This is a genomic window from Thermophilibacter immobilis, assembly GCF_015277515.1.
GTDB classification, from domain to species: domain Bacteria; phylum Actinomycetota; class Coriobacteriia; order Coriobacteriales; family Atopobiaceae; genus Thermophilibacter; species Thermophilibacter immobilis.
Map to the genome: position 1 here is coordinate 1,983,032 of NZ_CP063767.1, position 13,284 is coordinate 1,996,315.

At 63.9% G+C, this 13,284-nt stretch carries 14 protein-coding genes, 1 tRNA gene and 1 pseudogene; 3 read left to right on the top strand and 13 right to left on the bottom strand.

The genetic code is table 11. The annotated features are described in order from the left end of the window. Positions 1-236: 236 nt before the first annotated feature. Complete coding sequence (locus tag INP52_RS09010; RefSeq protein ID WP_228478330.1) at positions 237-1,169, top strand: HAD family hydrolase; 933 nt, start codon at positions 237-239, stop codon at positions 1,167-1,169. Positions 1,170-1,198: 29 nt separating this feature from the next. Here INP52_RS09010 and INP52_RS09015 read toward each other — a convergent pair whose 3' ends face one another. Next, positions 1,199-1,717, bottom strand: coding sequence for a ClbS/DfsB family four-helix bundle protein (locus INP52_RS09015; RefSeq protein WP_194371061.1), 519 nt, complete (start codon positions 1,715-1,717; stop codon positions 1,199-1,201). 137 nt (positions 1,718-1,854) lie between these two features. On the opposite strand from INP52_RS09015, the gene INP52_RS09020 reads away from it, so the two are divergent. Continuing rightward, the gene (locus tag INP52_RS09020) at positions 1,855-2,472 is read left to right on the top strand and encodes a hypothetical protein (protein ID WP_194371063.1); all 618 of its coding nucleotides are present in this window, start codon (positions 1,855-1,857) and stop codon (positions 2,470-2,472) included. A gap of 65 nt (positions 2,473-2,537) precedes the next feature. Here INP52_RS09020 and INP52_RS10200 read toward each other — a convergent pair whose 3' ends face one another. From INP52_RS10200 to INP52_RS09040, 5 genes and pseudogenes are all read right to left on the bottom strand, one after another. Further along, complete coding sequence (locus tag INP52_RS10200; protein ID WP_408647701.1) at positions 2,538-2,639, bottom strand: type II toxin-antitoxin system RelE/ParE family toxin; 102 nt, start codon at positions 2,637-2,639, stop codon at positions 2,538-2,540. Between the two features lie 133 nt (positions 2,640-2,772). Then, positions 2,773-2,964: pseudogene (locus INP52_RS10205) on the bottom strand (hypothetical protein); the annotation flags it as partial. Between the two features lie 90 nt (positions 2,965-3,054). Next, a tRNA-Pro gene (locus INP52_RS09030) sits at positions 3,055-3,131 on the bottom strand. Positions 3,132-3,144: 13 nt separating this feature from the next. Continuing rightward, on the bottom strand, positions 3,145-4,026 hold the full coding sequence (locus INP52_RS09035; RefSeq protein WP_194371065.1) for a 4-(cytidine 5'-diphospho)-2-C-methyl-D-erythritol kinase: 882 nt from the start codon (positions 4,024-4,026) through the stop codon (positions 3,145-3,147). A 14-nt stretch (positions 4,027-4,040) separates the two neighbouring features. Next, positions 4,041-4,337, bottom strand: a complete 297-nt coding sequence (locus INP52_RS09040) for a Veg family protein (RefSeq protein WP_194371066.1) — start codon at positions 4,335-4,337, stop codon at positions 4,041-4,043. A 181-nt stretch (positions 4,338-4,518) separates the two neighbouring features. On the opposite strand from INP52_RS09040, the gene INP52_RS09045 reads away from it, so the two are divergent. Next, positions 4,519-5,592 carry a M24 family metallopeptidase gene (locus INP52_RS09045; protein ID WP_194371067.1) on the top strand — a complete coding sequence of 358 codons (1,074 nt, stop codon included), beginning with the start codon at positions 4,519-4,521 and terminating at the stop codon, positions 5,590-5,592. 187 nt (positions 5,593-5,779) lie between these two features. Here INP52_RS09045 and nagB read toward each other — a convergent pair whose 3' ends face one another. From nagB to INP52_RS09080, 7 genes are all read right to left on the bottom strand, one after another. Beyond that, positions 5,780-6,514 carry a glucosamine-6-phosphate deaminase gene (gene nagB / locus INP52_RS09050; protein ID WP_194371068.1) on the bottom strand — a complete coding sequence of 245 codons (735 nt, stop codon included), beginning with the start codon at positions 6,512-6,514 and terminating at the stop codon, positions 5,780-5,782. 280 nt (positions 6,515-6,794) lie between these two features. Continuing rightward, positions 6,795-7,418 (bottom strand): RdgB/HAM1 family non-canonical purine NTP pyrophosphatase, encoded by a 624-nt coding sequence (rdgB, locus tag INP52_RS09055; protein ID WP_194371069.1) that lies wholly within the window; start codon positions 7,416-7,418, stop codon positions 6,795-6,797. Between the two features lie 228 nt (positions 7,419-7,646). After that, on the bottom strand, positions 7,647-8,975 hold the full coding sequence (locus INP52_RS09060) for a pyrimidine-nucleoside phosphorylase (protein WP_194371071.1): 1,329 nt from the start codon (positions 8,973-8,975) through the stop codon (positions 7,647-7,649). A 24-nt stretch (positions 8,976-8,999) separates the two neighbouring features. Next, positions 9,000-9,452: a cytidine deaminase gene (locus tag INP52_RS09065; RefSeq protein WP_194371073.1), complete on the bottom strand. Its 453-nt coding sequence runs from the start codon at positions 9,450-9,452 to the stop codon at positions 9,000-9,002. A 10-nt stretch (positions 9,453-9,462) separates the two neighbouring features. Next, a complete protein-coding gene (locus INP52_RS09070) occupies positions 9,463-10,380 on the bottom strand; it encodes an ABC transporter permease (RefSeq protein WP_194371075.1) in 918 nt (305 codons plus the stop codon). After that, the gene (locus tag INP52_RS09075) at positions 10,370-11,698 is read right to left on the bottom strand and encodes an ABC transporter permease (protein WP_194371077.1); all 1,329 of its coding nucleotides are present in this window, start codon (positions 11,696-11,698) and stop codon (positions 10,370-10,372) included. Before INP52_RS09075 ends, INP52_RS09070 begins: the two co-directional genes overlap by 11 nt. Then, on the bottom strand, positions 11,695-13,224 hold the full coding sequence (locus tag INP52_RS09080) for an ABC transporter ATP-binding protein (RefSeq protein WP_269747166.1): 1,530 nt from the start codon (positions 13,222-13,224) through the stop codon (positions 11,695-11,697). The genes INP52_RS09075 and INP52_RS09080 overlap by 4 nt, the downstream gene beginning before the upstream one ends. Positions 13,225-13,284 lie beyond the last annotated feature (60 nt).

Here is a 13,284-nt window from a genome sequence, read left to right on the forward strand (position 1 = left end):
GAAGCTGGTTGCAACCAAGGAAAACATCGAACCTTTGACTGCTTAGCATGCACGGGTTGCATGGGCATCACGCACCACCGTCCCTGCTGCCACTGCCCCACTCCTCCCCCGGCAAATTCTGACTTTTGTAAGAGCCAGCTTCGGTTTTATTCATTTCTATTCATATGAACACAGGTAGATTAATTGAGATATTCAAGCGGAAGAACTCCGCTCTCACAAAAGTCAGAGTCCCTAGGATGCGGCATCAGAAGCTCGAATCGCGCTCGGGCTATACTGACGCCGTCCGCAACGGCGACAAGGCGCGACGGGAGGCGAGCAGCCTGATAAAGCTCTTTGCAAGCGACCTTGACGGAACGCTCTTCAACGCCCTGCACGAGGTTGACGGGACCATACGCGCGGCCCTTGATCGCACGCTCCGGGCGGGTCGCCACGTCGCGCTGGCCACGGGACGCTGCGTACGCTCGACCGCCGATCTTGGCTTTGGCTCGCTTCCCCTTGACGTCGTCTGCGCAAACGGGGCCCTCATCCTGGGCCCGCGTGGGCAGCTCCTACGTCATGCTCCCCTTGACCCGGCAACGCTCGAAGAACTTCTCTCCTGCTTTCCCACCGTCTGCGCAAGCTGCATCGCGCTTGACGGAACCTACGTGAGGGGAAGCCAGGAGCAGCTCGCCTCCGGCTACCTCATGCCGCGCGGGCTCGTGGGCGTTCTCATCAAACGACGAATGCAGCGCAACGCGCAAAGCGGCGAGTTTCACTTCGATCGGACAGCCTCGGACATCCTGAGAAAGGACGTCTGCAAGGTCAACGTGCGCGAGAAGGACCCGGGGCTCAGGCGTGAGCTCGACGCCTTTGTCGCCGATCATGCGAGCACAATTACGAACGCCTCCTTTGACGGCGACCTCTTCGAGCTCACCGATGCGAGCGTGAACAAGGGCTCGGCCGTCGCCTGGCTTGCGCGCCATCTTGACGTAGGCGAGGACGAGGTCGCCGTCTATGGGGACGGTGGCAACGACCTGGCGATGCTCTCGCGCTTCGAGCACGCCTATGCCACCCGAGGTGCCAGCGACGAGGCCAAGCGCGCCGCCGGGAGCGTCTTGGGCTCATGCGCGTTTCACGCCGTGCCCCGCCACCTGCTGCGGACCGTACGCCGAGAAGGGCCGTTGGAGTAGCCGCGAACCCGCTGAGAGCCCCCCCCGCTTTACCCAGCGTCTGCCAGCCTCTTCCACTTTCTGATCTTGGTGCGAAACGTCGTGAACGGAGCGACCGTGTTGATATGAATCCACTTCCACACCGGCCACGCTGAGGGAGTGGACGCCGCCCACGCGCGCTGCTCCTCTCCGAACAGCTCGTCCTCTGAGAGGGAGCGTACCCAAGCGCACACGGCATCGACGCCCTGGTCAAACGCCTCGGCTAGCTTCGTAGGCGGGGCGTCCTCCCATCTTGCATAAAAGGACTCATAGAGCTTGCCCAGACGACCCCAGGTAAAGCCCGGGGCGGGAGTTACAACCGCGCTACCAGACCGCTCATCGCGCTCCCAACCGAGCAGCAGTTCCATCCAACCCAGCTGGTAGGCGATCATCTGACGAGGAGTTCGGTCTACACCTTCAACAAGAACGCCCCAACAATCAGCGGGGACGTCCGTGAACTCTGTGATGAACAGTCGTGCGCGCTTTTCTATCTCGTCGGCAAGCTCGTCGCCGGACTCGTATGACCTCACGGGACACCTCCAAGGACCTAGACGGTCGACTAGGCAATCAGCCTATCGCAGTATCCCCAAAGGGTCGACAGCGCCTCGGCAGGCGTGAGCCCGATGTCCTATCCTCTTTCTAGGCGACGACGAGTCTGGAGCTTCCCATGAACATCCCTCTCTTGGTCACGATTCTGCTTGCGCTCCTCTTTATATCTGTCGACGCGTGGAAGGCCCGCAAGCGCAAGAAGCAGACGAACGAGGCGCTCTCCGAGCTCACCAAGGCCCTGCTCAAGAAGGATTTTGCGACCTACGAGTCCCTTATCGACAAGAACGAAAACCTAGGCCTCTTCCCACGCTTCAACGCAAGCTACATGCGCCTGGAGGGGGCCATCGCCAAGGATGACGAGAGACGCGCAAGCAAGATTCTGCGCGAGATGAACGTATCGAGCCTCGTAGAGCGCCAACGCGCCGCCGCTGCCAACCTCGCCTTTAGCTATTACATGAACCGAGACGACTATCCCACGGCAAAGACCTGGCTCGAGGTCATCGAGGCCCTCAAGGGTAGCGACGCTCTCAAGACCAGGTCAGCCTGGCTCTACGACGCCTACGCCGAGCACGGAGACGCGCACCTTGACGAGGTGCTCGCCGCGATGGAGAAGGCCACGGGGCCCGAGCGCGGCTACTACGAGAACATCGCGGCACAGATCTATCGCAACCGCGGAGAAGCCGAGAAGGCCGAGGGGTACGACCGAGCAGCACGCGAGCACCTGCAGCAGCGCTAAGAGGATGGTCGAGCCCGAGCCGCTCGGCTCTTCGAGCAGTAGAAAACCTGATGGCTAAGATGGGGCTATCTCTCGGCGTAGTGATCTTTGGCCGAGTAAGCTCTCAGCTCGTCGCCCGTCACTGAGGAAATAGGCCTGTTCTCCTGGCCTATCCTCCTTGACCACATGCCCACATAGTTGCCCTGCAGTGGATCCGGCTTGCCCAGGCTCGAGCCTATTGCGCAGACAGGGACTGAATGCAATGCGGAGGTTCTCCATCAGGTTGTCGTAGTCACGAGCGCTGATGACGACCACGTTGGCGCTGGGGTCTCTGCTCGTGACGAGCAAAGGCGCCGCATCATCCCGAATCTTATCGAGATATCTGCGCAAGTGTGGCCAGGCCCTATCCTTGCCGATCTCTGCGCACGCAACAAGGCCCAGATATGGGCCTTCATCTCTCCCATGACCTGGGAGATAGAGGAGAAGTTCAATCGCATCTTGAGCCCGTCCCATGAGAGACGGACCGTCCGGAGCGAAGCGTCACTCAGTGCAGTAGCGAACAAAAAAGGTCGGAAGCCATAGGGCCTCCGACCTGCGCTTTCGTGGTCGGGTTGACTGGATTCGAACCAGCGACCTCTCGGTCCCGAACCGAGCGCTCTACCAAGCTGAGCCACAACCCGAAGCTCAGAAAGTCTAGCAGATTTTACCAGGCGAACCAACCGACATTGTTGCCCACGCGCGCCACCCGCATTCCTCCGCAGCGACGTGCGCAATCCGCTCGGCATCCTCCGTGTTCTCGCAGAGCGCAAACGAGCAGCTGCCCGAGCCCGTCACCTGAGACGCACGCACTCCCGGCTGGTCATGCAGCCACTCCTGCACACGCGCGACCTCGCCGCACAGACTGCTCGCCGCAGGTGCCAGGTTGTTGTAGAGATGAGCCGCAGCGCCGCGCATGTCGCTCGCGCGAAGTGCTGCGCAGAGGTCTTCGTAGCCCATGGGCTCGGACCCCATGCGGTCGAACTCGTCGTAGGCGGCCTGGGTGGAGATGCCGTTCGTCGCGGGCATGACCAAGGCGATGGGAGCCTCAAAAGAGGGAAATGCCTCCTCAAGCACGTCCCCCGCCCCCAGATACAGAGACGGCACCGGCTGCAAGAAGAAGGCCACGTCCGCGCCCACGCGCCGCGCCACGCCGACCACGCGCGCGTCGAGCGCGTTCACGCCCCAGAGCCGCGCAAGGGCGCGCAGGGTGGCACCCGCGTCGGCAGACGAGCCCCCCAACCCCGCGCGCTCGGGAATGCGCGCCGTCACGCTGATGCGCACGGCGGGCTCCACGCCCAGCTCCTTGGCCAGAAGCGTGGTGGCCTTCCACACGGTGGTCTTCTCGGAGAGCACCTCGAGCGCGGGCTCATGCGCCACGCACAGGCTGGGAGCCTCCTCGACCACCACGGTGTCAAAGAGCGCTACCGGCACCATTACGGAGTCGACGCGATGATAGCCACGCGCGTCCTTCTCGCCATGAATTCCCAGGTGAAGGTTGATCTTGCAGGGTATGGTGACGACCTCACGGCGCGCCATGCTAGCCACGACGCCTAGTCAGAAGCCGACTCGATAAAGTCAAAGAGCCGCTCGCCGGTCTCCGCGTCATACAGCTCGACGGTACCGGTGAGAACGTCAACGTACTGATACGACTGGCGCGCGGTGCGCCCGCGGCGCTCCTCGACCTCCACGACAAAGAGGGAAGGGTGAGCGTGCACGAGCGTTCCCGTACGCTCGATGATGCGCGAGCGTCCCATGTTGGCTTTGACCCGCAAACGCTTGCCCTCAAGCCCGCTGAGCTCGTCTCGAATCTCGTCAATCCGATTGACGGGCGGAATGTCGTTCTCCATGTAAACCTCCATGCGCCCCAGGGGCAAAAAGTCCAGAATACAGGAAGTTCAATCATACGCTGCCATCACGCTAGCCACAATCTGCAGCAATCTCTTGACACGACAAGACCATGCGCTGAGGCACCTCGGTGATACACTGCCCACGAAACCCTACGTTGCCCTGCGGCAGAAAGGAGCGCCCATGGACGAGAGGCGCCTCGCACGCGTGCGCGAGAACCTGAGCAAGAGAGACCTCGCACAGATGCTCGTGGTCGATCCCATCTCCATCAAGTGGCTCTGCGGCTACTACACCGAGCCCTACGAGCGCTTTCTTGCGCTTTACGTGCCCGCACAGGGCGCGCCGACGCTCTTTGCCAACCAGCTCTTCCCCGACCCTTCCGGCTGTGGCGCGCGCATCGTGAGCTTCTCTGACACCGACGATCCCGTGGCGTTCGTGACCGAAACCTGCACGCGCGAACAGCCTCTTGGGGTGGACAAGGCCCTCATGGCCCGCTGGCTCGTGCCTCTCATGGAGTCCGGCGCGGCCTCCGGCTTCGTGCTTGCCTCGGATGCCGTGGACGGTGCCCGCTCCATCAAGGATGCCCGCGAGCAGGACCTCATGCGCGCCGCCTCGGCCACCAACGACCAGGCCATGGCATGGCTCGTCAAGCAGATCGCACCCGGCGTGACCGAGCGCACCATCGCCGACGCCCTGCTCGGGGAGTACCGCCGGCTCGGGGCCGAGGGGCATTCTTTCTCGCCCATCGTGAGCTTTGGCGACCATGGGGCCGACCCGCACCACGAGCCCGATGACACCGCCTTCGTTCCGGGTGACGTGGTCCTCTTTGACGTGGGCTGCCGCCAAGAGGACTACTGCTCGGACATGACGCGCACCTTCTTCACCGCCGAGCCCACCGATCACCAGCGTGCCGTCTACGAGACCGTGCGGCGCGCGAACGAGGCCGCCGAGAAGATCGTGCGCCCCGGGGTAACGTTTGCCGAGATAGACCTCACCGCCCGCCGCACCATCGAGGACGCTGGCTGGGGACCGTACTTCACGCACCGCCTGGGACACCAGATCGGCCTGGTGGATCATGAGCCCGGCGACGTCTCGGCCTCCCACGACGAGCCCGTGCAGCCCGGCCAGTGCTTCTCGATCGAGCCGGGTATCTACCTCCCCGGCGACATGGGCGTCCGCATCGAGGACCTTCTCATCGTCACCGAGACCGGCTGCGAGATCCTCAACCACTACCCCCACGACCTAGTCGTCCTCTAGCGATTTCTTTCTTATTGAGCGTTTTTAAATAGGGGTAAGGCTGCACCCCAAGGCCGTCGGCACCGACGAGGCCGTGCCAGCTGCGCGCCCGGCCCAGAGACGCCCCTGCGGGCGGAGGGACAACCCCCGCCCGCAGTTCGCGAAGCGCTGTTTGAGAACGGGGGTTGTCCCTCCGCCCTTTGAGAGGTTACTCAGCCGGGCACATCGTCAGCGCGGCCTCGTCAGCAACCACCACGCAGTTGGTGTGCAGCTGCAGTATGGAGGCGGGACAGGCGGGCGTTACCGGGCCGTAGCACATGTCGTAGACGGCCTGCGCCTTCTTCTTGCCGCTCGCGATCACCAGAATCTGACGCGCGGCCATGATCGTCTGCGTTCCCATCGTATAGGCCTGGCGGGGCACGTCGTCGGCATGCGCGAACAGGCGGCTGTTGGCCTGGATGGTCGACTCGGTCAAATCGACGCAGTGCGTCCCCTTGGAGAAGTGGTCGTCGGGCTCGTTGAAGCCGATGTGCCCATTGTTGCCGATGCCCAGAAGCTGCAGGTCAGGGTAGCCGACCGCAGCCACCGCCTGATCATAGGCGGAGCAGGCGGCGTCGGCGTCGGGATTGGAGCCGTCGGGCACGTGCGTGTGGGCCGCATCGATGTTGACGTGGTCGAAGAGGTTCTCGCGCATGAAGTGGTGGTAGCTCTGGGAGTCGTCGTGGGAGAGCCCGCGATACTCGTCCAGGTTGTAGGTCGAGACCTGTGCGAAGTCGAGGTCCCCCTTCTGGTACCACTCGATGAGCTGCTGATAGGTGCCCACCGGCGTCGAGCCCGTTGCCAGCCCCAGCACGCAGTCGGGCCTGAGTATGATCTGCGCCGATATGATGTTGGCCGCCTTGCGGCTCATGTCGGCATAGTCCTTAGCGCGCAGAATCTTCATGGTGCATCCCTTCGTCCAGCGGCGAGCGATCGTCCGCCCACCTCGCGGCCCCATCAGCCGCGGCCAATGTGACGGCGACCACCAGGGCGAGGTCGCACAGAGCTCAAAAAGGACTCACCGTGTCGAGGCCCCTGCCCGTCCACGGAGATCGCGAGGCGCACTGCCCCACGGCACCACCATAGCGCGTCCGCGGGCCATCGGTGCCGAGTTTTATAGGAACGATCATCTCGGACGCGTGAGTTAGGATAGGCACCCCGAGGCAGCATGAGCGGAGAATCGCCTAGAGCTTGGAGACCAGGTCCTCGAGGGCATGAAAGCGGTGAGAAATGCGGTTCTTCTCGTCAAGGGTGAGCTCTGCCATGGCACGACCGGGAGTCACGCTGGGTCGGAACAGGGGATCGTAGCCAAAGCCGTACTGGCCACGGGCCTCGTGACCAATCGCACCCTCACAGTCACCGTCTCCACGCAGCACCTCGTCTGTGCGCGCGAAGACCACCGTCGAGTGGAAGTGCGCCGTGCGTTTGGCATCCGCGACATCCTTGAGCTCGGACAGGAGCTTGGCATTGTTGGCGGCGTCGTTCCCATGTGCGCCCGCCCAGCGTGCCGAGAAGATGCCCGGGGCGCCATCGAGCGCGTCCACGCACAGGCCGGAGTCATCGGCCACGGCCAAGGGCAGTCCCGTGACAGTCTGCGCGTTTCGTGCCTTGATGAGGGCATTGTCAAAGAAGGTCTCGCCGTCCTCGACGGGGTCCTCGAAGTCCCCAAGCTCACCGAGGGCCACAAAGCGCACCCCCGGAAGAACCTTTGAGAGCATGGCCTCGATCTCCGTGACCTTGTGCGCGTTGCCCGTAGCCACGACCACGGTCTTTGCGGGGTCTAGGCTCTCTGTGTCAATGGCTGCCATCTTGTCTCCCCTGTCCGTCTCCTGCACTTTAGGCCATCGACGCACGAAAAGGTAAATTCGCCGCAGCTTGGGCCTGTCGACATACGTGTCGCTCGCCTCTCAAGAGCCTTCTAAGACGTCTCATGATAGCTCAGCCCGGAAAAGCCCCGAGGGCGAGAAGATCCCCGCGCCCCCGGACGAACGAGCAATGAGAGCCCACCGCGATAAGCGGGCAAGGGGGGGCACCCCCTAGGCGCCGAAACGCCCCACGCCCTCCCGCGAGACACGCGCGAAGAAGTGCGGAACGGGTTCCGGCTGCTCATCGCGGATGTCATACACGCCCCGAAGGATGCGCTCCGCCTCGTCGAGACGCTCCTCGCTGTTGGCGTAGAGCGTGGCCATGAGGTCTCCGGGAGCAATCCGCGCGCCGGTCTTGGCCGCGAGCACGATGCCGGCCGCCGGATCGATGGCATCCTCCTTGGTGGCACGACCCGCCCCGAGCGCGACCGACGCGATGCCGCAGCGCCCCGTGTCCATAGCAAAGACCCAGCCTCCGTCAACGGAGCGGACCTCGCGAGAGCACGCGGGCTGTGCAAAGAGCGCGTAATCATCGAGGACCCGCGCGTCCCCGCCCTGAGCCGCGACCATCTCGTGCAGCTTCTGGAATCCCTGACCGTTGGAGATCTGCGTACGCGCCGTTTTGCGGCACTTCTCCAGGCTGCCCACGCCCGCGAGAAAGAGCATGTTGGCCGCAAGCTCCACGCAGGTCTCGGTGAGATCCTCGGAAGCCGTGCCCTTGAGCACATCGCAGGCCTCCATGACCTCGAGGGAGTTGCCGATGGCACGGCCCAGGGGACGTCCCATGTCGGTGATAAGGGCGACCGTGGTGCGGCCAACTTCCTCTCCCAGGTCGACCATGCACTGAGCAAGGGCTACGGCGTCCTCGGAGGTCTTCATGAAGGCGCCGCTTCCGCACTTGACGTCGAGCAGAATCGCATCGGCACCGGACGCGATCTTCTTGCTCATAATGCTCGAGGCGATGAGGGGAAGCGAGTCGACGGTGGCGGTGACGTCACGTAGGGCATAGAGCTTCTTGTCCGCGGGGACGAGGTTGCCCGTCTGTCCGATGACGGCACAGCCGACCTCGTTCACGATTCTGAAGAACCGCTCCATGTCCACGTCTACGGAAAGCCCAGGGATGGACTCGAGCTTGTCTAGGGTTCCCCCGGTGTGTCCCAGGCCGCGTCCGCTCATCTTAGCCACGGGCACGCCCAGAGACGCCACGAGCGGGGCTATGACCAGCGTAGTCTTGTCGCCCACACCGCCGGTCGAGTGCTTGTCGACCTTCACGCCTCGGATGGCGGAGAGGTCGACCATGTCGCCGGAACGGGCCATGTCCATGGTGAGACGCGCGGTCTCGCCGGCGTTCATGCCCTCGTAGAAGATGGCCATGAGCAGGGCGGACGCCTGATAGTCGGGGATGCTTCCCGCCACGTAGCCGTTGACGAAGAAGTCGATCTGGTCGTCCGTGAGCACGCCGCCGTTGCGCTTCTGCTCGATGATGTCGTACATTCTCATGCCGAATCGTTTCCTTTCGTAGCGCTACGCCGATGTCCCGGGCGCGGGCCGTCCTAGATCCTCCGGTCCGAACCCCAGGGGCAAAAGCTCCTTCAGCGCGAGCGCGCGCGTCTCGAACGTGCCTGCCCGTGTGCCGGAGCGTCCGAGAATAACACGGAACGTATCCTGGTCACAGAACTCGCGCATCACCTGGCGGCACACGCCGCAGGGCGCGCACCACTCACGCGGGGGCTCGCCCTCGGGCCCGCCCACGATGGCGATGGCCGCAAAGGAGCGCGTCCCCTCGCTGACGGCCTTGAAGAAGGCCGTGCGCTCGGCGCAGTTGCTGGGCGTGTAGGAGGCGTTCTCGATGTTGCACCCCTGGGTCACGCTGCCGTCGGACGCGAGCAGCGCCGCCCCCACGGCAAAGCGGGAGTACGGGACGTACGCCCGCTCGCGCGCCCCGACGGCCAGTCCGACGAGCTCCTCGTCCTCCATGGTGCCCTCCTTATCGGCTGCCCTTCACGTACGGCACGCCATCGGCCTTGGGAGCCACGGAGCTGCCCACGAACAGGACGAGCGTGAGAATCGTGATGACGTAGGGCAGCATCGAGAGGATCTGGGACGGAATGGCCGCACCGCCGCCCAGCATGATGACGAGCGCCTGCGTGAAGCCGAACAGCATGCACGCGCCATAGGTGCCAAACGGCTTCCACTTGCCGAAGATGACCGCAGCAAGCGCGATGAAGCCCTGGCCGGCGATGGCCGTCTGCGTGAACTGGGAGATGATGGCCAGCGTGACCGAGGCGCCCCCAAAGCCGGCGAGCATGCCGGAGGTGAGGACGCACAGCCAACGGGTGCGGGAGACGTTGATGCCGAGCGTGTCGGCAGCGGCGGGATGCTCGCCCACGGCACGCACGCGCAGCCCCCACTTGGTCTTGTAAAGCACGAACCAGACGGCGATGGTGGCAATAAGAGCGAGCAGCACCGTGACGTCCACGTTGAGGCTCGCAATCGGAGTGTCCGAAAGACCTCCGGCCCCAAAGACCTTGGGAAGCGTGGCGACGATGGAGGACATGGCCGCCCCGTCGAACATGCTGCGGCAAGCGAACAGGGCAATGCCCGGGGCGAGCAGGTTGATGGCCACGCCCGAGACCGTCTGGTCGGCCGTAAAGGTGACCGACGCCAAGGCGTGGAGCGCCGCGATGAGCATTCCGCAGACGCCCGCGAACAAAAAGCCGAGCCACGGGTTGCCCGTGAGGTGGCTGCCCGCCACGCCGGCGAAGGCACCCACGGCCATCATGCCCTCGATGGCGATGTTGGTCACGCCGGAGCGCTCCGAGACCACGCCGCCCAGGGCCCCGAACACGTAGGGCGTGGAATACGTAAGTGTGATGGCAACGAGCATGATCAGACTATTCAGCATCGCCGGCCTCCTTGCTGTTCGCGTCTGCGTCCGTGCCGCCGGGCGCGCCCACGTCGGGGTCAGCCGGCACAGGGCCCGGCTCCACCGGGGATGCCTCCTGCTCTATGGGATAGGCGGAGGTCTCGTTCTTCTCGGCGCCCATCTCGATGACGCCACCGGACGCATCCGTCGGACTCGCCCCTACGAGGGCGCCCTCGGCCGCGAGTGCGCGCCTGCGCTCGATGCGCTCGGCGAGCTTGGGCACGATGCCGCCCAGGGCCATGAAGAATACGATGGTGCCAATCATGATGTTGATAATCTCTGACGGCGCCCCCATGACCTGCTGCACCGTCTGGCCACCGTAGATGAGACCGGCAAACAGCAGGGACGCGGGGATGCAGCCCAGAGGCGAGCAGCCGGCGATAAAGGCAACGGACAGGCCGTTGAAGCCGTAGTTCTCAAAAGCGGCGATCGTGGAGATGGAGTGCGGGGAGATGCCCGTGATGGTGAGGGCGCCGGCAAGGCCGCACAGGCCTCCGGATATGAGCATGCACAACACGATGTTCTTCTGCACGTTGATGCCAGCGAACTGGGCGGCGTCGCGGGCCAGGCCCACCGCGCGGATCTCGTAGCCCACCTTGGTCTTGGTGAGCAGCCAGGCGATGAAAATCGCGGCCAGAAGGGCGATGGCAAAGCCCACGTTGGCGTCGGTCTTGACGAGCGCCTCCTGGAGCCAGGGAATGCCGGAGAGCGCCTTCTGGCCCGCCTCGGACACCTTCCAGTTGGGAAGGATCATCGTGAAGCTCGACTCGTTGACCGGGATGGCCCCCGTGGAGTTGGCACGGTGGAAGGTGTCAGTCTGCACGACGAAGTTGCAGAGGTAGAGCATGATCCAGTTGAGCATGATGCTCGTGATGACCTCGTGGATGCCAAACTTCCCCTTGAGCCAGCCGACAAAGGCGCCCAGGAGCGCGCCTCCCGCCGTGCCCGCAAGGATCACGAGCGGAATCTGGAGGGGCGCCGGGAGATTGACCTGCGAGCCCACGACGACGGCGAGCACGGTGCCGCAGATGTACTGCCCCTCTCCGCCGATGTTGAAGAGCCCCGCCTTGTAGGCAAAGGCGACCCCACAGCCCGTGAGCAGGAGCGGCGTGGCCTTGATGATAACGTTGGCAATGTACTTGGGCCTGCCGAGAGCCCCGTTGAACAGCGCGGCAAACGAGCCCGCGGGGTCATAGCCCGCGCTGGCGAGCACGATCGCCGCCACACCAAAACCAAAGAGAATGGCGACGATCGCCGAGACGATGGGCTTCTTCAGGATCTTGGTGAAGGTGCTCATTTGCTCTCACCCCCTGCCATGAGAAGGCCAATCTGTCGCTCGTTGACCGTTCCCTGGTCGAAGGAGCCGACGATGGCACCGTCGTAGATGACGTCGATTCTGTCGGACACGCTCATGACCTCGTCAAGCTCGAGCGAGATGAGCAGGATGGCGGCGCCTCGGTCGCGCTCGCGCACGAGCGCCTTGTGCACGAACTCGATAGCGCCCACGTCGAGGCCGCGCGTGGGCTGAACCGCAACAAGAAGATCGGGCTCGCGTGAGACCTCGCGCGCAATGATGACCTTCTGCTGATTGCCCCCGGAGAGGCCTCCCGCGGCGTGGTCCTCGCAGTCATCGGGGCGAATGTCAAACTCCCTGATGAGCTCGCGCGTATACGCGCGCATGCGGTCGTAGTCGAGCCGGATGCCCGAGCCAAACTCGTCCTGGTCGTGAATCTCGAGCACGACGTTCTCGGCCACGGTAAACGGCAAGACCAGGCCCCAGCGGTGACGGTCGGAGGGGATGGTGGCCACGGAGTGGTCGAGCACGTTTTTGATGCTCGTATTCTGCACCTCGACGCCCCGTACGCTGATGGTCCCCGACTCCACCTTGACAAGGCCGTCTATGGCGTCGGTGAGCTCCGCCTGCCCGTTTCCGTCGATGCCCGCCACGCCCACGATCTCGCCGGCATGCACGTCAAGGGAGAGGCCCTTGACCTGCCCGATGCCACGCGCGTCCTTCACGTGGAGGTCGCGGATGGACAGAACCACGTCACCGGGACGCGTAGAGCCCTTCTCCACGTTGAAGCTCACGCGACGTCCCACCATCCGAGAGGCGAGCTCCTCCTGGCTAGTCGTGGCAACGTCCACGGTGCCCATGTAGACGCCCCGGCGGATGATGGTGCACTCGTCCGCGGAGGCCATGATCTCCTTGAGCTTGTGGGTGATGATGATGATCGTCTTGCCCTTGTCCACCAGGCCGTGCATGATCTTGATGAGCTTGTCGATCTCCTGAGGGGTGAGCACGGCCGTGGGCTCGTCCAAGACCAGCGTCTGGGCCCCGCGATAGAGGACCTTGAGGATCTCCACGCGCTGCTGCATGCCCACCGAGATGTCCTCGACCTTGGCGTCCAGGTCAACGTCGAAGCCGTACTCGTCGGCGATCTGGGCGACGCGCTCGCGCGCTCGCCGGGGGTCCAGGATGCCGGGGGCGCCGCAGACCTCGTCGCCGAGCACGATGTTCTCGGTGACCGTGAAGTTTTCCACGAGCATGAAGTGCTGGTGAACCATGCCGATGCCCTGCGCGATGGCACCCGTGGGGTCCTTGATGCCGACCTGCTCGCCGTTGAGAAAGACCTCTCCCTCGTCGGCCTGGTACAGGCCATAGAGCACGTTCATGAGCGTGCTCTTGCCCGCCCCGTTCTCTCCCAAGATGGCATGGATGGACTGCCTCCTGACGTCCAGGTTCACGCCGTCGAGCGCCTTGAACGTGCCGAAGGTCTTGGTGATGCCGTGCATCTGCACCGCGTATGCCGGACTGACCTCCACGTGTCGCCTCCTTTAGCTCGTCCTCCCATAGCGCGGGGGACACCTCATCGAGGCATCCCC

Bases quoted from the DNA above. Each gene is read 5' to 3' on its own strand.
- INP52_RS09010 (WP_228478330.1), top strand. From the start codon at position 237: ATGCGGCATCAGAAGCTCGAATCGCGCTCGGGCTATACTGACGCCGTC.
- INP52_RS09020 (WP_194371063.1), top strand. From the start codon at position 1,855: ATGAACATCCCTCTCTTGGTCACGATTCTGCTTGCGCTCCTCTTTATA.
- INP52_RS10200 (WP_408647701.1), bottom strand. From the start codon at position 2,639: ATGTGGTCAAGGAGGATAGGCCAGGAGAACAGGCCTATTTCCTCAGTG.
- INP52_RS09035 (WP_194371065.1), bottom strand. From the start codon at position 4,026: ATGGCGCGCCGTGAGGTCGTCACCATACCCTGCAAGATCAACCTTCAC.
- INP52_RS09040 (WP_194371066.1), bottom strand. From the start codon at position 4,337: ATGGAGAACGACATTCCGCCCGTCAATCGGATTGACGAGATTCGAGAC.
- INP52_RS09045 (WP_194371067.1), top strand. From the start codon at position 4,519: ATGGACGAGAGGCGCCTCGCACGCGTGCGCGAGAACCTGAGCAAGAGA.
- nagB (WP_194371068.1), bottom strand. From the start codon at position 6,514: ATGAAGATTCTGCGCGCTAAGGACTATGCCGACATGAGCCGCAAGGCG.
- rdgB (WP_194371069.1), bottom strand. From the start codon at position 7,418: ATGGCAGCCATTGACACAGAGAGCCTAGACCCCGCAAAGACCGTGGTC.
- INP52_RS09060 (WP_194371071.1), bottom strand. From the start codon at position 8,975: ATGAGAATGTACGACATCATCGAGCAGAAGCGCAACGGCGGCGTGCTC.
- INP52_RS09065 (WP_194371073.1), bottom strand. From the start codon at position 9,452: ATGGAGGACGAGGAGCTCGTCGGACTGGCCGTCGGGGCGCGCGAGCGG.
- INP52_RS09070 (WP_194371075.1), bottom strand. From the start codon at position 10,380: ATGCTGAATAGTCTGATCATGCTCGTTGCCATCACACTTACGTATTCC.
- INP52_RS09075 (WP_194371077.1), bottom strand. From the start codon at position 11,698: ATGAGCACCTTCACCAAGATCCTGAAGAAGCCCATCGTCTCGGCGATC.